The sequence below is a fragment of the Bacillus sp. AK031 genome (genome assembly GCF_053903065.1).
In genome coordinates this window covers 617,105-630,829 of record NZ_CP096424.1, presented here as the reverse complement: position 1 = coordinate 630,829, position 13,725 = coordinate 617,105, and the positions used below count along the sequence as shown (strand labels likewise).

Annotated in this window: 15 protein-coding genes; 4 read left to right on the top strand and 11 right to left on the bottom strand. The window is 43.7% G+C overall.

What is annotated here, in order from left to right; genetic code table 11:
• Positions 1–138: 138 nt before the first annotated feature.
• Positions 139–729: a hypothetical protein gene (locus tag M1E09_RS02930; RefSeq protein ID WP_456273397.1), complete on the bottom strand. Its 591-nt coding sequence runs from the start codon at positions 727–729 to the stop codon at positions 139–141.
• 305 nt (positions 730–1,034) lie between these two features.
• Between M1E09_RS02930 and M1E09_RS02925 the strand changes: the two genes are divergently transcribed.
• Positions 1,035–1,586: a CBO0543 family protein gene (locus tag M1E09_RS02925; RefSeq protein WP_456273396.1), complete on the top strand. Its 552-nt coding sequence runs from the start codon at positions 1,035–1,037 to the stop codon at positions 1,584–1,586.
• Positions 1,587–1,637: 51 nt separating this feature from the next.
• Here M1E09_RS02925 and M1E09_RS02920 read toward each other — a convergent pair whose 3' ends face one another.
• The 3 genes from M1E09_RS02920 to M1E09_RS02910 all read right to left on the bottom strand — a co-directional run bounded on the left by M1E09_RS02920 (position 1,638) and on the right by M1E09_RS02910 (position 2,712).
• The gene (locus tag M1E09_RS02920; protein ID WP_456273395.1) at positions 1,638–1,778 is read right to left on the bottom strand and encodes a hypothetical protein; all 141 of its coding nucleotides are present in this window, start codon (positions 1,776–1,778) and stop codon (positions 1,638–1,640) included.
• A gap of 134 nt (positions 1,779–1,912) precedes the next feature.
• Entirely contained in the window at positions 1,913–2,269 is a 357-nt protein-coding gene (locus tag M1E09_RS02915; protein ID WP_456273394.1) for a hypothetical protein, read from the bottom strand.
• A 119-nt stretch (positions 2,270–2,388) separates the two neighbouring features.
• Complete coding sequence (locus M1E09_RS02910; protein ID WP_456273393.1) at positions 2,389–2,712, bottom strand: MGMT family protein; 324 nt, start codon at positions 2,710–2,712, stop codon at positions 2,389–2,391.
• A gap of 291 nt (positions 2,713–3,003) precedes the next feature.
• On the opposite strand from M1E09_RS02910, the gene M1E09_RS02905 reads away from it, so the two are divergent.
• On the top strand, positions 3,004–3,288 hold the full coding sequence (locus M1E09_RS02905) for a KGG domain-containing protein (protein WP_456273392.1): 285 nt from the start codon (positions 3,004–3,006) through the stop codon (positions 3,286–3,288).
• A 43-nt stretch (positions 3,289–3,331) separates the two neighbouring features.
• On the opposite strand, the gene M1E09_RS02900 is transcribed toward M1E09_RS02905, so the two are convergent.
• Complete coding sequence (locus M1E09_RS02900; protein ID WP_456273391.1) at positions 3,332–3,568, bottom strand: hypothetical protein; 237 nt, start codon at positions 3,566–3,568, stop codon at positions 3,332–3,334.
• 56 nt (positions 3,569–3,624) lie between these two features.
• Positions 3,625–4,719 (bottom strand): phosphatidylglycerol lysyltransferase domain-containing protein, encoded by a 1,095-nt coding sequence (locus M1E09_RS02895; protein WP_456273390.1) that lies wholly within the window; start codon positions 4,717–4,719, stop codon positions 3,625–3,627.
• A 270-nt stretch (positions 4,720–4,989) separates the two neighbouring features.
• On the opposite strand from M1E09_RS02895, the gene M1E09_RS02890 reads away from it, so the two are divergent.
• Both M1E09_RS02890 and M1E09_RS02885 read left to right on the top strand, forming a co-directional pair.
• On the top strand, positions 4,990–5,454 hold the full coding sequence (locus M1E09_RS02890) for a hypothetical protein (protein ID WP_456273389.1): 465 nt from the start codon (positions 4,990–4,992) through the stop codon (positions 5,452–5,454).
• A 5-nt stretch (positions 5,455–5,459) separates the two neighbouring features.
• Positions 5,460–5,972 carry a hypothetical protein gene (locus tag M1E09_RS02885; protein WP_456273388.1) on the top strand — a complete coding sequence of 171 codons (513 nt, stop codon included), beginning with the start codon at positions 5,460–5,462 and terminating at the stop codon, positions 5,970–5,972.
• A gap of 176 nt (positions 5,973–6,148) precedes the next feature.
• On the opposite strand, the gene M1E09_RS02880 is transcribed toward M1E09_RS02885, so the two are convergent.
• From M1E09_RS02880 to M1E09_RS02860, 5 genes are all read right to left on the bottom strand, one after another.
• Positions 6,149–7,264: a CaiB/BaiF CoA transferase family protein gene (locus M1E09_RS02880; protein ID WP_456273387.1), complete on the bottom strand. Its 1,116-nt coding sequence runs from the start codon at positions 7,262–7,264 to the stop codon at positions 6,149–6,151.
• 18 nt (positions 7,265–7,282) lie between these two features.
• The gene (locus M1E09_RS02875; RefSeq protein ID WP_456273386.1) at positions 7,283–8,854 is read right to left on the bottom strand and encodes a fatty acid--CoA ligase; all 1,572 of its coding nucleotides are present in this window, start codon (positions 8,852–8,854) and stop codon (positions 7,283–7,285) included.
• A gap of 747 nt (positions 8,855–9,601) precedes the next feature.
• Positions 9,602–10,756 carry a thiolase family protein gene (locus tag M1E09_RS02870; protein ID WP_456273385.1) on the bottom strand — a complete coding sequence of 385 codons (1,155 nt, stop codon included), beginning with the start codon at positions 10,754–10,756 and terminating at the stop codon, positions 9,602–9,604.
• 40 nt (positions 10,757–10,796) lie between these two features.
• Positions 10,797–11,942, bottom strand: coding sequence for an acyl-CoA dehydrogenase family protein (locus M1E09_RS02865; protein ID WP_456273384.1), 1,146 nt, complete (start codon positions 11,940–11,942; stop codon positions 10,797–10,799).
• A 54-nt stretch (positions 11,943–11,996) separates the two neighbouring features.
• A complete protein-coding gene (locus tag M1E09_RS02860) occupies positions 11,997–13,520 on the bottom strand; it encodes a class I adenylate-forming enzyme family protein (protein WP_456273383.1) in 1,524 nt (507 codons plus the stop codon).
• Between the last annotated feature and the right edge of the window lie 205 nt (positions 13,521–13,725).

Genomic DNA, 13,725 nt, shown 5'->3' with positions numbered 1-13,725 from the left:
TTTACAAGGCTCTTTTCGTATATATGGTTGCTATCCAACAAGTTCAAAGTGAATTCCTCTCCAAGCGGCAATTTTTAAAGTACCACAGGAAAAAGACTAAAACAGCACCGTGAATCTATGGATTCACGGTGCTGTTTTTCATTTAAAGTATGCTTTTTGAGTACCTTCCAAAAACAGATCCACCTGGCTTTGTCTTGGTTTTCTGCTGATGATGTATAAAGGAAACAGAACGATGGACACAAGAAGCAGGATGAGCATTTTCAATAATGACCCCATTAACATCTGTTTGTTTAAACCGTCCTTATAGACATCAAAGAATGCACGTATCTCCTCATTCGCCGAAACCTCACCATACGTCAGGAAAATATCATTTTCGGCATCATAGAAAAAAACATCTTTGACATTAAAGAAAAAGATTGTATCGCGCTTTTCAAGGTAGTCAGCATACCCAATAATCAGTGTTGAATTATACCTTTCAGTTTTTTCCTCGTTTTCCGGGGTCTCAGGATTATCAACCTGAACAATCTTGTCCACAACCCCATCCATTTGCATTGTATCCAGCAATTCCAATGAGTTCGTTTGATAATAATATTCTGCTTTCTGTAAATACCCTTCAAGCTTTTCAGGAAAAACTTCTGCTTCACTTGCTGCACCTGCTTTTTTATCCGTAAAGATAAAGCCGCTAAAACATAAACTTAGGATAATAATGAATATGATTTTCTTTTTCAAATCTTACTCCCCCAATGCTAAGTGATAAGACAAGCTTCCTTCCCTTTTCCTGGGTGTATGTACTCTGAGCAGCCGTTTAATACTTGTGAATCTCCTCCTTAAAAGATTTATTCCTACTGGAAGATATGTATACCATTATATTCCAAATGCAAGGAATATTATGGATTTTCTTCTTGAATTTTCGAAATTTTTATGTCCATCATGTCCTCTTTAGATTTCTTACAATTGGAACCCGTCTATCAGGGATATTTTGTCGTTTTTTGTCAAAAATACTTATATTAACTATTCTAAGGATGTATATTCCAATGTCAGCTAAATACGAGAACCTCCAAAAAGTGAATGATCTTGAATACCAGGCAATGCTCCATGATGTAAGCGGGTGGCTGAATAATGAACTTTTCACTGCTGACTGGTGGCTGCTTCTTGCCTTTTTAATTCTCCCCTGGATTCTGTGGAGCAGGCTGTTCGACAGGAATAGAGTTATCGAACTGCTTCTATTTGCAATGTTTACCATCCAGCTCACAACAGTGTTGGACATCCTCGGGACCGAGCTGAATTTTTGGTATTATCCGACCTCGCTGATTCCGATTTTCCCCCGGGCCTTTCCTTTCGACATTTCCATGGTGCCTGTCGGGCTTATCCTTGTATATCAATACGCTCAAACATGGAAAGCTTTTAGGAATTGGCTCCTACTCATGGCTGCCGTATACGCATTCATCGGTGAACCGTTCTGCGTCTGGCAGGAGCTGGTTATCTATAGCAAATGGAACTACTTTTATTCTTTCCTTTACTATATTGTCACGGGAATAAGCATAAGAGCCTTTATCCAATGGCTGAAATCCTTCAAAGCAACATAAAAAAGGCGCCCCAAGCGGGAAGCGCCTTTTAGTCAGCCAAGCTCTATAAATTCATTGTTCTTTGTTGCCTTCTCTAAACTTACTTTCCAATTCCTCTAAGTCTTTCTTGGATTTTCTTTTAAAGAACAGCACTATGGCCAAGGCAGGAATCGATAGAATGACATAAGCCAGAATCAAGTTTAAGAAATCCACGTGAATCTTCCTTTCTTAACTGTATCTGACTCTTATTATATCTTTTTTCGTCTATATTTCCTAATGCTCTCGAAACAGCGAATGTGGCTATTTTGTGTATTGCCATTCTTAATGAAATCTTCCTTCGGCAAAACTCACCAGAAAGCTTTTGTCATAAAAAAGCCGGTTGCAAGTGTGCCAGATGCACCAATGACAATCAGATAGACGCCTCTTGACGTATGTTTCGTCAACTCGGCTCCTTCAATGATCATCCCGAGTCCCATAAGGATAAACCCGATACATCTTATAGAGACTGAATGAAACACAATGGATATAAAAATTAATGCAGAGCCTATTGGCATTATTCCCCCAGCCATGACCGCGGCAGGATTTCGCAAATCTTTCTTCAGCTTTTCTTTCTCATCATCCGATAACTTCAAATACTCTTTTCTTCCAGAAAAACACACTGAAGCAACAATGAAAATAATGGCTATTATACCAGCGATGCTCACCTGCACTCCCCGATTCCAAAAACATTCATATTTTACTTATTTTAACATAAATACCCAATGCTTCTCTGCCTATTCTAAATAAAAGTATGTTTTCTTGAAATGAGTTGAAATTCATAAGATCATTCGTTCGTCCATTGCTCTGGATTCCACTGATACCTCTCTAAATCAATAGTTCCATTCAGTCCTGGTTCCACACCTTCCATCTCAAGGTTCATTCTCTGCTCCTGATAAGACTCCTCATCTTGAAGTGCAATCTGGCCCTTGGCATTGATGACGCGGTGCCACGGCAGTTTGTATGTTTTGCTCATTGAATGAAGGATTCTTACAACCTGCCTGGCCGCCCGGGGACTTCCGGCAAGCCTGGCAATTTGGCCGTAAGTCATCACCCTTCCTTGAGGGATTTTGCTAATGATGCCGATTACTTTTTCTGTAAAAGGGGTCAATCTTTACACTCCTTCTGGTTTTAAAATCAAGATAAATATTACAATGGGAGAGAGTAGATTATGGAAAAGAACTAGAAAACCTGTGGAAGCTCTAAGTTCCATTACCATATTTTAAAAGAAAATAGAATTACAGGAATGTTACAAAACTATTAAATGCGATTTCTCTTGTTTATTACTTCTCCTCCGTGGAATAGTACTAGCAAAGGTTAAGATAAAAAAACATTTACTCACATCTTAGACTAAAGCTTAAGTAAAATCGACTTAAAAAATCTTTTTAAGGAGGAATTTATAATGGCTAAGAACAGAAATGACAACAATGGCAAAATGAGTTTGGAAGAAGCGGGACGCAAAGGCGGAGAAGCAACATCAAGAAACCATGATAAGGAATTCTATCAGGAGATTGGTGAAAAAGGCGGCGAAGCGACGTCCAGAAACCATGACAAGGAATTCTATCAAGAGATTGGCGAAAAGGGCGGCGAAGCCACGTCTAACAATCATGACAAAGAATTCTACGAAGAAATCGGCGAAAAAGGCGGAAACGCGCGCGCCCGTCAAAATGACAACAATAACAAGTAATAAATGGCGAAAGGAGCTTGTACAGGTTTGTACAAGCTCCTTTTCATTTGCAGCCTCTTTTAAAATAAGGTGAGGCTAAATAAAACGGCATGTTCTTTAATGTGAAAGGACTATATACATTCGTTAGAGGAGAATGAGAATGGTAATGGTGATAAGGATATCCTTTCTGCCATGGCTGGGCCCAGCTTCCATACAGCGGCGGCGGAAATCCTTGATAAACAGGACCATTCCCGCCTGTAACGATTACCGGCAACGCTACCGCTCCTTTACTTGGTTTCATGTTTCCCAATACCTACTCTATGCAGGTGTGCCCTGTGGTGTAACTCCAACAGTAATTTATCGTAATTTTACAGCAGTACGCAAAACATCCAAAAAATAATTATTCTTCACTGGCTGTGCAGCACGTAAAGGCTGTTTATTAATTAACAGGATCAATTGGATAAAAATGATCGGCAGGAGAGGGCCTTTATATGCCAGGTACTTAGGTTCCCAATGCGAAGCAAATTTACTTTTGAAGTCTCTTAATCCTTTGAAGTTATACAATGAATTACCATGATTGTAGGCAAGGTGAATCAGCTTTTCACTGATGAATGCATGCTTGCAGTTACCGACATTGGAAAGCGGGGACATCCCCAGGCTGCAAGTATGATATCCGTTCGTTTTCGCCCATTTGAAGATTTCAATAAACAACATTTCCATCGTACCATTAGGACTTTCAGAAGACTTTCTCATAAGGTCAACGCTTACTGTATTTTGATAGTCAGTCGCTAATGTAGAAAAGGCAAGGATATTGCCCTCGGAATCTTTCAATACGGCTACTGGAAACCTGGAAACATACTCTTCAGTAAAAGAAGCGACTGAAAACCTCTTTTCATGCTGATTGCCTAACCATGAGTTCGAAACTTGCTTCATTTCGGAAAGAAGGTCTTTGCAATAAGGCGGCTGAATCACGCTGAATTCACAGCCTGACCGAGTAAACTTATTCAAGATTGTCCTCATTTTTGCTCCCTGTTTTCCCTCCAGAGAAAATTGCTCGAGGCCAACCTTGCCTTCTTCCCCTAACTTAATAAATCTGTATCCTGAGTTATGATAGTGATGCATATACTGCGGGCTTATTTGATAAAAGACCGTTTTAAGCCCCTTGCTGTTACCATACGCGCAAAATTCTTTGATCGATTGTTGAAATAAGGTTTCATCCCCAATCGGGTCTCCCAACACGATCAATTTATTTGCAAACCTTCTATATAAAATACAAACAGAATTCTGTTCCGTCCAAAAAATCTCTTTATCGTTCAGGAAAGCCAGATGAGATAAATGATTTCCGCCTTTTTCTTTTAAAAGCGACATATACTGCTTGCAGTCATTAAATCCTCTATCCATCTTCACACTTTGTTTTCCCCTTAAAGACCGAAATATTTTTTTATCAAACATGAAGTTCTCCCCCTGAAGAAAATACTATTAAATAATACCATAGCAGAGGTTGTAAAAGAGTGTCAGTTTATAACAAAAGGCTGGTTTTCTGAAAAAATTGTGATTTATACCTCTGTTTTTACAGTAGGTACATGGTCTCATGGAAGGGACACCACTAACCCCTGTTGTTTTTTTCAACACGATATCTATATAATCTCTTCTTTTTTGAGCATTATAAGACAAAAGGGACTTTTAGGAAGGATCTAGAGAATAAACAAAGGGGTTACATTCATGGTGCTATTCTCTTACCTCATACTGAATATACTTGTCATTTTTCTATACTCCAAAACAAAGAAGAACCTGCACATTCTTGAAGTCATTGTTTATTGGCTTTTTTCATCATATCTTTTTCAAAATCTGTCTGCCCTGTGCTATATGAATTTAAAAACCTTTCTAATTCCTGAGAAGCTTGGCCATGAATTAGCACACTTTGTGAATCGAACGGTACTATATCCAGCCCTGATGGTTACTTTTCTTCACTTTTTTCTTCCTGTCAGAAATCTTAAGAAGAAACTACTCATAATGGGCTGCTTTACAGGGATATTATGCGGTATGGAATGGATCGAGCACCTGTCAGGTGTTGTAGTACATGTCGACTGGCAGCCCTGGTGGTCAATTGCATATTGGATTTCAGCTCTGCTTCTTTTGGTTCTGGCAATGAGAACTTTCCGCAAGGTCCTTTATAAAGGAGGCTGATGGGCATGAATGTTACCTTTGATTGGAATGAATGGTTTTTCATCATTTCCGCTTCTATCATGTTTTCATTATATTTACCGACCCGAAAATACTTTCAGCCGGTAGTAACGATAGTCATATGGCTTTACAATGTCGTACTTGTTGCAACCATCGACTACTTCCTTCTTGCGACACCATTCAAACTGTATATTTTTGGTGATAATTCTACCTATGAACTGTCTGGAGGGCTCTTTCATTTTATTATGTATCCTTGTGCCTCTTTGCTTTTTTTATATGGCTATGACAAATGGAAGCTGCACGGCAAAAGAACGCTTTTGTATATTTTATGCTGGAGCGGTTTTTCCCTTTTCTTTGAATGGCTGACTGTCAAAAATCATGCATTGACTTATACAAGCTGGAAGCTTGTTTATTCTATTCCCGTTTATCCAGTTGCTTCTGTTTTCCTCATTATCATGTTTCAGTTCACAAAGAAAAAGCTTAAAGATCCGGCATTGCAAAATTCACAAAAAGTATATTGAGGCCACTCTTCTTCCTGAGAACGAATTCCCAGCATAATCATAGAAAGCCGGCCAAACAAGTGATTGGCCGGCTTTCTATGATTATGCACTCTGTACTAAATGATCTTTCAACTGTTCTAAAAATGTCCGATTCACGAATTTACCAACAAATGTTTGGAGGACTTTCTACAATCTAATTATTCAATAACACCTTCAGCCTGCCAATCAAGGATTTCCTGATCAGCAGCTTTAAGCCAGTCCCTTAAAATCTCCTTAGTTTGTCCGCCTTTTTCGGGCGGAGTGGCTGCTTCAATATTATTCAAATCCCCGTGCATTTTGACTTGCCCTTCTGAGGATACAAAACCCTTATCTTTAAAATAAGGATAATCAGCAAGCTGCCCTGCTTCAAGCACCGGGGTAAGACAACAGTCCACTTCCTGGCCGAATGCAGACCACTCTGACAGTGTTTTGCTTCTGAACAAATCAATCAGTTCACTGTGAACAGGGTTGTTCGCTTCCGGCTCTGAGTAGTGGGCAGACAGCCAGTCCTCCCTGCCCAGAGCCTGGCAAAAGCTCCGCCAGAATTTCGGTTCAAGGGCTGCAAGGCATACATACTTTCGGTCTCTCGTTTCATACAGCCCATACGAAATCACGGCACCGTTCAATAGTTGAACCCCATTCTGATAACCCGTCTCCTTCTCAATCAGGACATGATTGGCCATCAATGAAGCCATGCTGTCAGCAATCGAGATGCAGTGATAACTCCCTTCGCCTGACAGACTCCGGGCTACAAGACCTGCTAAAATCCGTTCACTTGCAGCCAAACCGCCGATATAGTCGGCAAATGTGTGAGCCGGATGGACAGGCCTCCCATTGCCATCCTTAAGCTGTGCAAGCGCTCCGCTTAAACTCATATAATTCAGGTCATGGCTGCCTAGTCTGGACATCTTTCCGCTTTTTCCATAGCCGGTAACGGAGCAGTAGATGATGCCAGGGTTAACCCTTTTGACAGCCGTGTAACCGATGCCCAGCTTTTCCATCACTCCTGGCCGGAAGCTTTCAATGACAGCATCGGCCTTTTTCAGCATGGCCAGGGCTATCTTCTTCCCTTCTTCATGTTTCAGATTGATGGCGATGCTTTTCTTACCTCTGTTATGGGCTGCAAATACTAACCCTTTTCCGGTATTTCTTGCAGGATCTCCTTCAGGGGCTTCTACCTTGATGACTTCCGCTCCCAATTCTGCAAGCCTTAGCGTTGCATAAGGTCCCGGTATATAGTTGGTGAAGTCAATGATTTTAATGCCCTTCAGCATGATGGCGGATCGCCCTCCTTATGTTGTCTGCCCTTTTGTAAACGACTCCTCCATTTGCTTACGGAGCATGAACTTCTGAATTTTCCCGCTTGCATTTCGAGGCAGGGCATCGAGGAAGATATAGTTCCTTGGGCGTTTATAATTCGCAAGGCTGTCGCTGTCTTTACACCATTTATCCAGTTCACCGTCCGTTATCAGCGGATCTTTTTTTACAACAAATGCTGTAACGCTCTCCCCCCAGCGGTCGTCCGGCTGCCCTACAATCGCGACATCAAGAACTCCCTCGTGAGCATGAAGTACATCCTCAACCTCGCGGGGATAAATATTCTCTCCCCCGCTGATGATCATATCGTCGACCCTGTCCTTGACCCAAAGAAATCCATCTTCATCCAGCCAGCCAATATCCCCGGAATGGTACCAGCCTTTATACATCGCTTTTTCCGATGCTTCTTCACGGTTAAAATAGCCGGACATCATACACGGCCCCTGGACAATGATTTCCCCGCTTTCTCCCGGCGGCAGGATATCTTCCGGTTCCGATCGGCCATCTTCACTCGGTTTAACGATTCTGATTTCATGATTTAGACAGGCTTTCCCGGCCGCACCGGCCTTCGAAAGCTGATCTTCTTCGGCCAGGAAGGTGATCGCCGGACCCATTTCCGTCATTCCATACGCCTGGACAAGCGAAATTCCAAGCTTTTCATGACAGGCATGTACAAGTGATGGCGCCATTGGGGCTCCTCCATATAGTCCGATTTCCAAGCTTCCAATATTATAGTCTGCAAGATTTTCCTGCAAGATCATATTCCACATGGTTGGCGCAGCGAATAACTTGGTGATTTTTTCGGACTCTATCACTTCCAAAACCTTTTTGGGTGCAAATTGATGAAGGATGACATTCCTTCCCCCGGCATGCACCCTCGGAAGAAAGGCACAATGAAGCTCTGCGCAATGGAACATTGGTGCAGTGACCAACCCGACATCCTTTGCTCCTAATTTTGTGGCACCAATGACTATCAGGCTCTGCTCCACCATGTCCCTGTGCTTATGCATGACACCCTTCGGCCTGCCGGTTGTACCGCTTGTATACATAATTGCGTATACATCATCCTCATCGACCTCAGAATCAACCGATTTTGGTTCAGCAGCCTGCACTTTTTCATGATAACTTGCGGCATACGCGGGAGTTCCTTCATCAATGAACCAGAAGGCGATATGCGGGAAGCGATTTTCAATCGATTGAATGACAGGTTCCACTGCCTTTTCAAATAAAACTACCTTCGGCGCAGCATCGTTCAGGATAAAAGCAACATCCTCGCCCAGCAACCGGAAGTTGACGGGATTGAACACAGCCCCAATTTTGGCACAGGCGAAGTAGGTTGTTCCTAATTCCTCTGTATTAAACAAGAAGGCGGAAACCCGGTCCCCCTTCTTGACTCCTTCCTGCAATAGAGCATTAGCAAGACGGTTCACTTCATCGTTCCATTCCCTGTAGGTAAAACGGACATTTTTACGGACATCATAGAGGGCTTCCTTGTTCGGGAAATTTTTTACTGTCAGGTCAAAAATCCTGCCGATTGTTGTGCTCATCTTTTTATACCTCCTGGTAAAAAATGAATTAAAGTTCTTTTCGCAAATATTGTTGCTTATTGACAAAAATAGTTGATTTCCGCTCCAGCTGTGCGACTCCGCGGGGCGGGCGGTGAGCCTCCTCGGCTGATTAAAAAGCGGAAGCGGCCGTTCAGCGACGTACAGATTGGAGGGCTCTCGCATGAGATAAAGGAAACACAACGAACGTAGTGAGTTGATGTTGACTTATCGCAAGGAGAGAGACCGAAATCTGCTAGTCGCTGGCCGCTGGAGCTGGATTGGCCTGCGGGGTTACGTTCCAGTGGGTACGTAACCTTGGTCTCACCTGTCCCGCTAGTCCCGCAGGAGGTCGCACAACTTCCGCTCCAATCAACCCACGTAAAAAAGCGGCTAGTTAGTGCTAAAACAACAACAACCTCTTAGAAAACAGTTTTTACTAAACGCTTCATAAATGCTTCTATCAATACTGAAAGATTTCTCTCCTGGTGCGCGAGCGCTGGACATAAACGTCTCGCTATTCTCGCAGGATGTCCCACACCTTCCGCTCCAATCAACCTTTGTTTCTATTTGAAGCCATATAATTTCTGTACCAATGAATTGATATTGACTTCTTAATTGGATTCCAGAATTCTTTTACAACAAATAGCACAAAGAAGGTTCGGGACAAGTCGGGCACTGGGTTATATAAATGGAAAAAACGTCACTACTTTAGATTTTTCTAAAAGTGGTCAACCGAGTGAAACTTGTTTAATCCAAACGTTCAATGATGGTTGCATTCGCCATTCCGTGCCCTTCGCACATGGTTTGCAATCCATAGCGTCCTCCGGTTCTTTCCAGCTCGTGCATCATGGTGATCATCAAGCGTGCACCGCTTGCACCGAGCGGGTGGCCAAGTGCGATTGCTCCGCCATTGGGGTTTAATTTTGCTGGATCTGCACCTGTTTCCTTGAGCCAGGCCATTGGGACAGGAGCAAACGCCTCGTTGACTTCGAAAATATCAATCTCCTCGAGTTTCAACCCCGACTTTTTCAATATTTTTTCTGTTGCTGGAATAGGCCCTGTCAGCATCAATGTAGGGTCCGAACCGACCACCACTCTTGTGTGCACCTTAAATCGGGGGTTCAATCCGAGCTCATCAGCCTTCTCACGGCTCATCAGCAGAAGGACGGCTGCACCGTCGCTGATCTGGCTGGCATTGCCTGCATGGATGACTCCGTCTTCCTTAAAGACCGTCTTCAAGCCGGCAAGCGTTTCCGCTGTCGTGCCTTCCCTTGGACCTGAGTCCTCGGTCACCAATGTTGTTTCACCATTTTCAAGTGCGACCTCCACCGGCATAATCTCCCTTTTGAAATAGCCTTCCACCTGTGCCTTCAATGCACGCCGGTGGCTCTCTGCCGAAAATTCGTCAAGCTCCTTGCGGGTAAAGCCATATTTCCCGGCAATCCTTTCAGCTGACAGGCCTTGGTGAATAATTTCATAGCGTTCCTTCAATTTCGGACTGAAAGGATCGGCATCCTGATAGTTTGATGCCATAGGCACCCGGCTCATATTCTCGACACCCCCCGCAATCACGACATCCATGTCTCCAGCCAAAATCGCTTGTGCAGCGAAATGGACAGCCTGCTGGCTCGAGCCGCACTGCCGGTCAATCGTTGTTCCTGGAACTTCAATCGGAAAGCCTGCAATTAAAGACGCAACTCTGGCAATATCGCCAGCCTGCTCGCCTGCCTGGGTAACGCAGCCAAGAATGACATCCTCCACGAGACCGGCTTCAATACCAGCCCTTTTGACAACCTCTTGCAGTACCTGTGCTGCAAGGTCATCCGGACGGATATCCTTTAATAGTCCTTTTCTTCTGCCAACGGGTGTCCTCACACCTTCCACAATCACTACTTCACGCATATTAACTCTCCCTTTCTGCAATCAAGATCCCCTACTCTGTTTATAGGCCTAAGTTTTTGGCGATGATCGTCTTCATGATTTCATTTGTTCCTGCATAAATGCTCGCAACGGGAATATCGCGGAATCTCCTGGCAATCTCGTATTCTTCCATATATCCATAGCCGCCATGAAGCTGCATGCATTCTCCTGCAATTTTCTTGGCGATGTCGGTCAGCTTCCACTTTGCCATCGATACCTTTGTGACGATATCCTTTCCATTAATATGCTCTGCAATCAACTGGTCAAGGAAGGACCTGCCCATTTCGATATCTGTTGCCATTTCCGCTATCTTGAATTGAGTGTTCTGAAACTTGCTCACCGGCTTTCCAAAGGCATCCCGGCTTTTCACATAGTCAATGGTCTGTTTCAGCATCACTTCTGATGCAACTTGTGCGGCTATGGCCACCAGCAGGCGTTCCTGCTGCAATTTTTCCATCAGGTAAACGAAACCTTTACCCTCTTCACCAAGCAGGTTGTCCTTCGGTACCCGGCAATCCTCGAAAATAAGCTCCGCAGTATCCTGAGAATGAAGGCCAACCTTGTTCAGCTTCCTGCCTCGAGAAAAGCCAGGGGCATCCCGTTCAACAACAAGCAGGCTGACTCCCTTATGTTTCGGGTTCGCTTTTGGATCCGTTTTACAAGCGACCACGATCAGATCGGAGTGGATGCCGTTCGTGATGAAGGTCTTTTGGCCATTTAAGATATAGTGGTCACCATCAAGGATGGCGGTTGTCTTAATATTTGCGAGATCCGACCCTGTTCCTGGTTCAGTCATCGCAATGGCTGTAATGATTTCCCCTGTCGTACATTTAGGAAGCCAGCGTTTTTTCTGCTCCTCGGTTCCATAAGCTGTGATATAGGGAACAACGATATCGTTATGAAGGCCGATGCCGACCAGGCCTGAGCCCACTCTCTCAATCTCTTCGTTAATGATGACCGAGAAGCCCCAGTCGACCTCACTGCCTCTGTATTGTTCATCAATATCCGGGCAAAGATAGCCCTGTTCACCCATCTTCGTCCAGAAGGAGCGGGGAATCATCCTTTCCTCCTCCCACTTTTCATAAAATGGATAGGCTTCTTTCTCTAAAAATTTCCTTAATGACCTCCTGAAGATTTCATGATCGTCTGTTAAATACAGGTGTCCCATTTTTACCTCTCCTCTATAAAAGTCACATTTTTACAAGCTCCCAAATGTAATAGGCTACTGTTTCACTCCGTTCAACGTTTGGCGCAATTGGTATTTCAGAATTTTACCGGAAGCGTTTCTTGGCAGAGCCTCTTCAATAAAGAATCTCCTTGGTACCTTGTAGCCTGCAAGTTTTTGGCGGCAGAAGCTTTTTAATTCCTGCTCATCAATGCTCTCACCCTGCTTTGGTACGATGACTGCACAAACTGCCTCTCCCCACGTTTCATCGGGTATTCCGATAATCGCTGCCTCTAATACGGCTGGATGCTCATAAAGGACCTCTTCCACCTCGATGGAATAAACATTCTCTCCACCGGAAATGATCATGTCCTTTTTCCGGTCTACAAGCGTAATGTATCCCTCTTCATCAATCGTTGCCAGATCACCCGTGTACAACCAGCCATCCTTGATCGTTTTCGCAGTTTCCTCAGGTTTACGGTAATATTCCTTCATGATCGACTCGCCTTTGATGACAAACTCCCCGACAGCACCCGGCTTGATATCTTGCCCTTCTTCATTTACCACTCTTGCTTCTGTCAGAAATGCTGCTTTCCCGCCCTTGCCAAAGTGTGTTTTGTGTCCCTCAGGATCCAGCAGGATTCCTCCGGGCCCGGCTTCGGTCAGGCCGCAAAGATTATAAAACTGGTCTGTCCTGAACAATTCGATGCTCTTACGGACGACCTCAGGAGCCATGGGTGCTGCACCATATCCACATCTCTTAATGGAAGATAGATCGTAATCGGCTGCATTTGGAACCTGAAGCATAAAGTTATACATGGCAGGCACGCCGAAGAAATGGGTGATGCTATGCTCCTGTATCGCTTCCATTGTCTTCACCGGATGAAAATCACGATGGATGATATGAGTCGCTCCAAGCACTACCCCTGAAATCAGGAACAGGTTGAGCTGGGCCGAATGAAATAACGGTGCAATGTGCAGGATTCGCTCTTCCTCATTGATTCCCATGCTGATCATCATCGTAAGCCCGACATTGAAGATTCGTTTATGATCAAATAAGGCTCCTTTAGGTCTTCCGGTTGTACCGGATGTATATAAAATTTCTAGGTCATCATCGTCCCTGACTTCAATCGGCGGATTTTCTATGTTTTCACTGGCCACTCTTTCCAATGAGTGATGCCCCACTACTTTCGGAGGACCGGTAGTAATGACATGCAAGACACGTGTTCCTTCCCTGGCTGAAGTGACAGTATCCTCGAATTCCCCGTCACAAAAAACGACAGCCGATTCAGATTGCTCAAGGATATAGTGGACCTCAGTTGCCGTCAGCCGGAAATTCACAGGCACAAGCACTGCCCCTATTTTGGCACCCGCAAAAAAGGCAAGTACGAATTGATCGGAATTTTTCATCATCAATGCAATTTTTTCGCCTTTACGTACACCAAGAGCAAGCAGCCCGTGTGCCAGTTTATTTACTTCTTCATTGAACTGCTTGTAGGTATAGGTTTTTCCTTCACATTCCAACGCAAGCTTTTCCGGCTTTTTTCTCGCATTTTGTGCTAGATAAGATCCGATATCCATATTCCATTTCCCCCTATTGAAAATGATTTGAAAACACATTCACTTTTATATATGCAATTATTATGCCAACTTTCTGATAACTATAAAAACGTTAATTGATTGGGTTAAATAAGAGACAACCAAACAAAGGTGTCCAGAAATTGGACACCTTTGTTTGGACAGTATATTTATGTATGGCTCTTTCTCAACCGTGTTCTCTGGATTA

Excerpts from the sequence above, each read along its gene's own strand:
- M1E09_RS02925 (WP_456273396.1), top strand. The coding sequence starts at position 1,035 with ATGTCAGCTAAATACGAGAACCTCCAAAAAGTGAATGATCTTGAATAC.
- M1E09_RS02905 (WP_456273392.1), top strand. The coding sequence starts at position 3,004 with ATGGCTAAGAACAGAAATGACAACAATGGCAAAATGAGTTTGGAAGAA.
- M1E09_RS02900 (WP_456273391.1), bottom strand. The coding sequence starts at position 3,568 with ATGAAACCAAGTAAAGGAGCGGTAGCGTTGCCGGTAATCGTTACAGGC.
- M1E09_RS02895 (WP_456273390.1), bottom strand. The coding sequence starts at position 4,719 with ATGTTTGATAAAAAAATATTTCGGTCTTTAAGGGGAAAACAAAGTGTG.
- M1E09_RS02890 (WP_456273389.1), top strand. The coding sequence starts at position 4,990 with ATGGTGCTATTCTCTTACCTCATACTGAATATACTTGTCATTTTTCTA.
- M1E09_RS02885 (WP_456273388.1), top strand. The coding sequence starts at position 5,460 with ATGAATGTTACCTTTGATTGGAATGAATGGTTTTTCATCATTTCCGCT.
- M1E09_RS02880 (WP_456273387.1), bottom strand. The coding sequence starts at position 7,264 with ATGCTGAAGGGCATTAAAATCATTGACTTCACCAACTATATACCGGGA.
- M1E09_RS02875 (WP_456273386.1), bottom strand. The coding sequence starts at position 8,854 with ATGAGCACAACAATCGGCAGGATTTTTGACCTGACAGTAAAAAATTTC.
- M1E09_RS02870 (WP_456273385.1), bottom strand. The coding sequence starts at position 10,756 with ATGCGTGAAGTAGTGATTGTGGAAGGTGTGAGGACACCCGTTGGCAGA.
- M1E09_RS02865 (WP_456273384.1), bottom strand. The coding sequence starts at position 11,942 with ATGGGACACCTGTATTTAACAGACGATCATGAAATCTTCAGGAGGTCA.
- M1E09_RS02860 (WP_456273383.1), bottom strand. The coding sequence starts at position 13,520 with ATGGATATCGGATCTTATCTAGCACAAAATGCGAGAAAAAAGCCGGAA.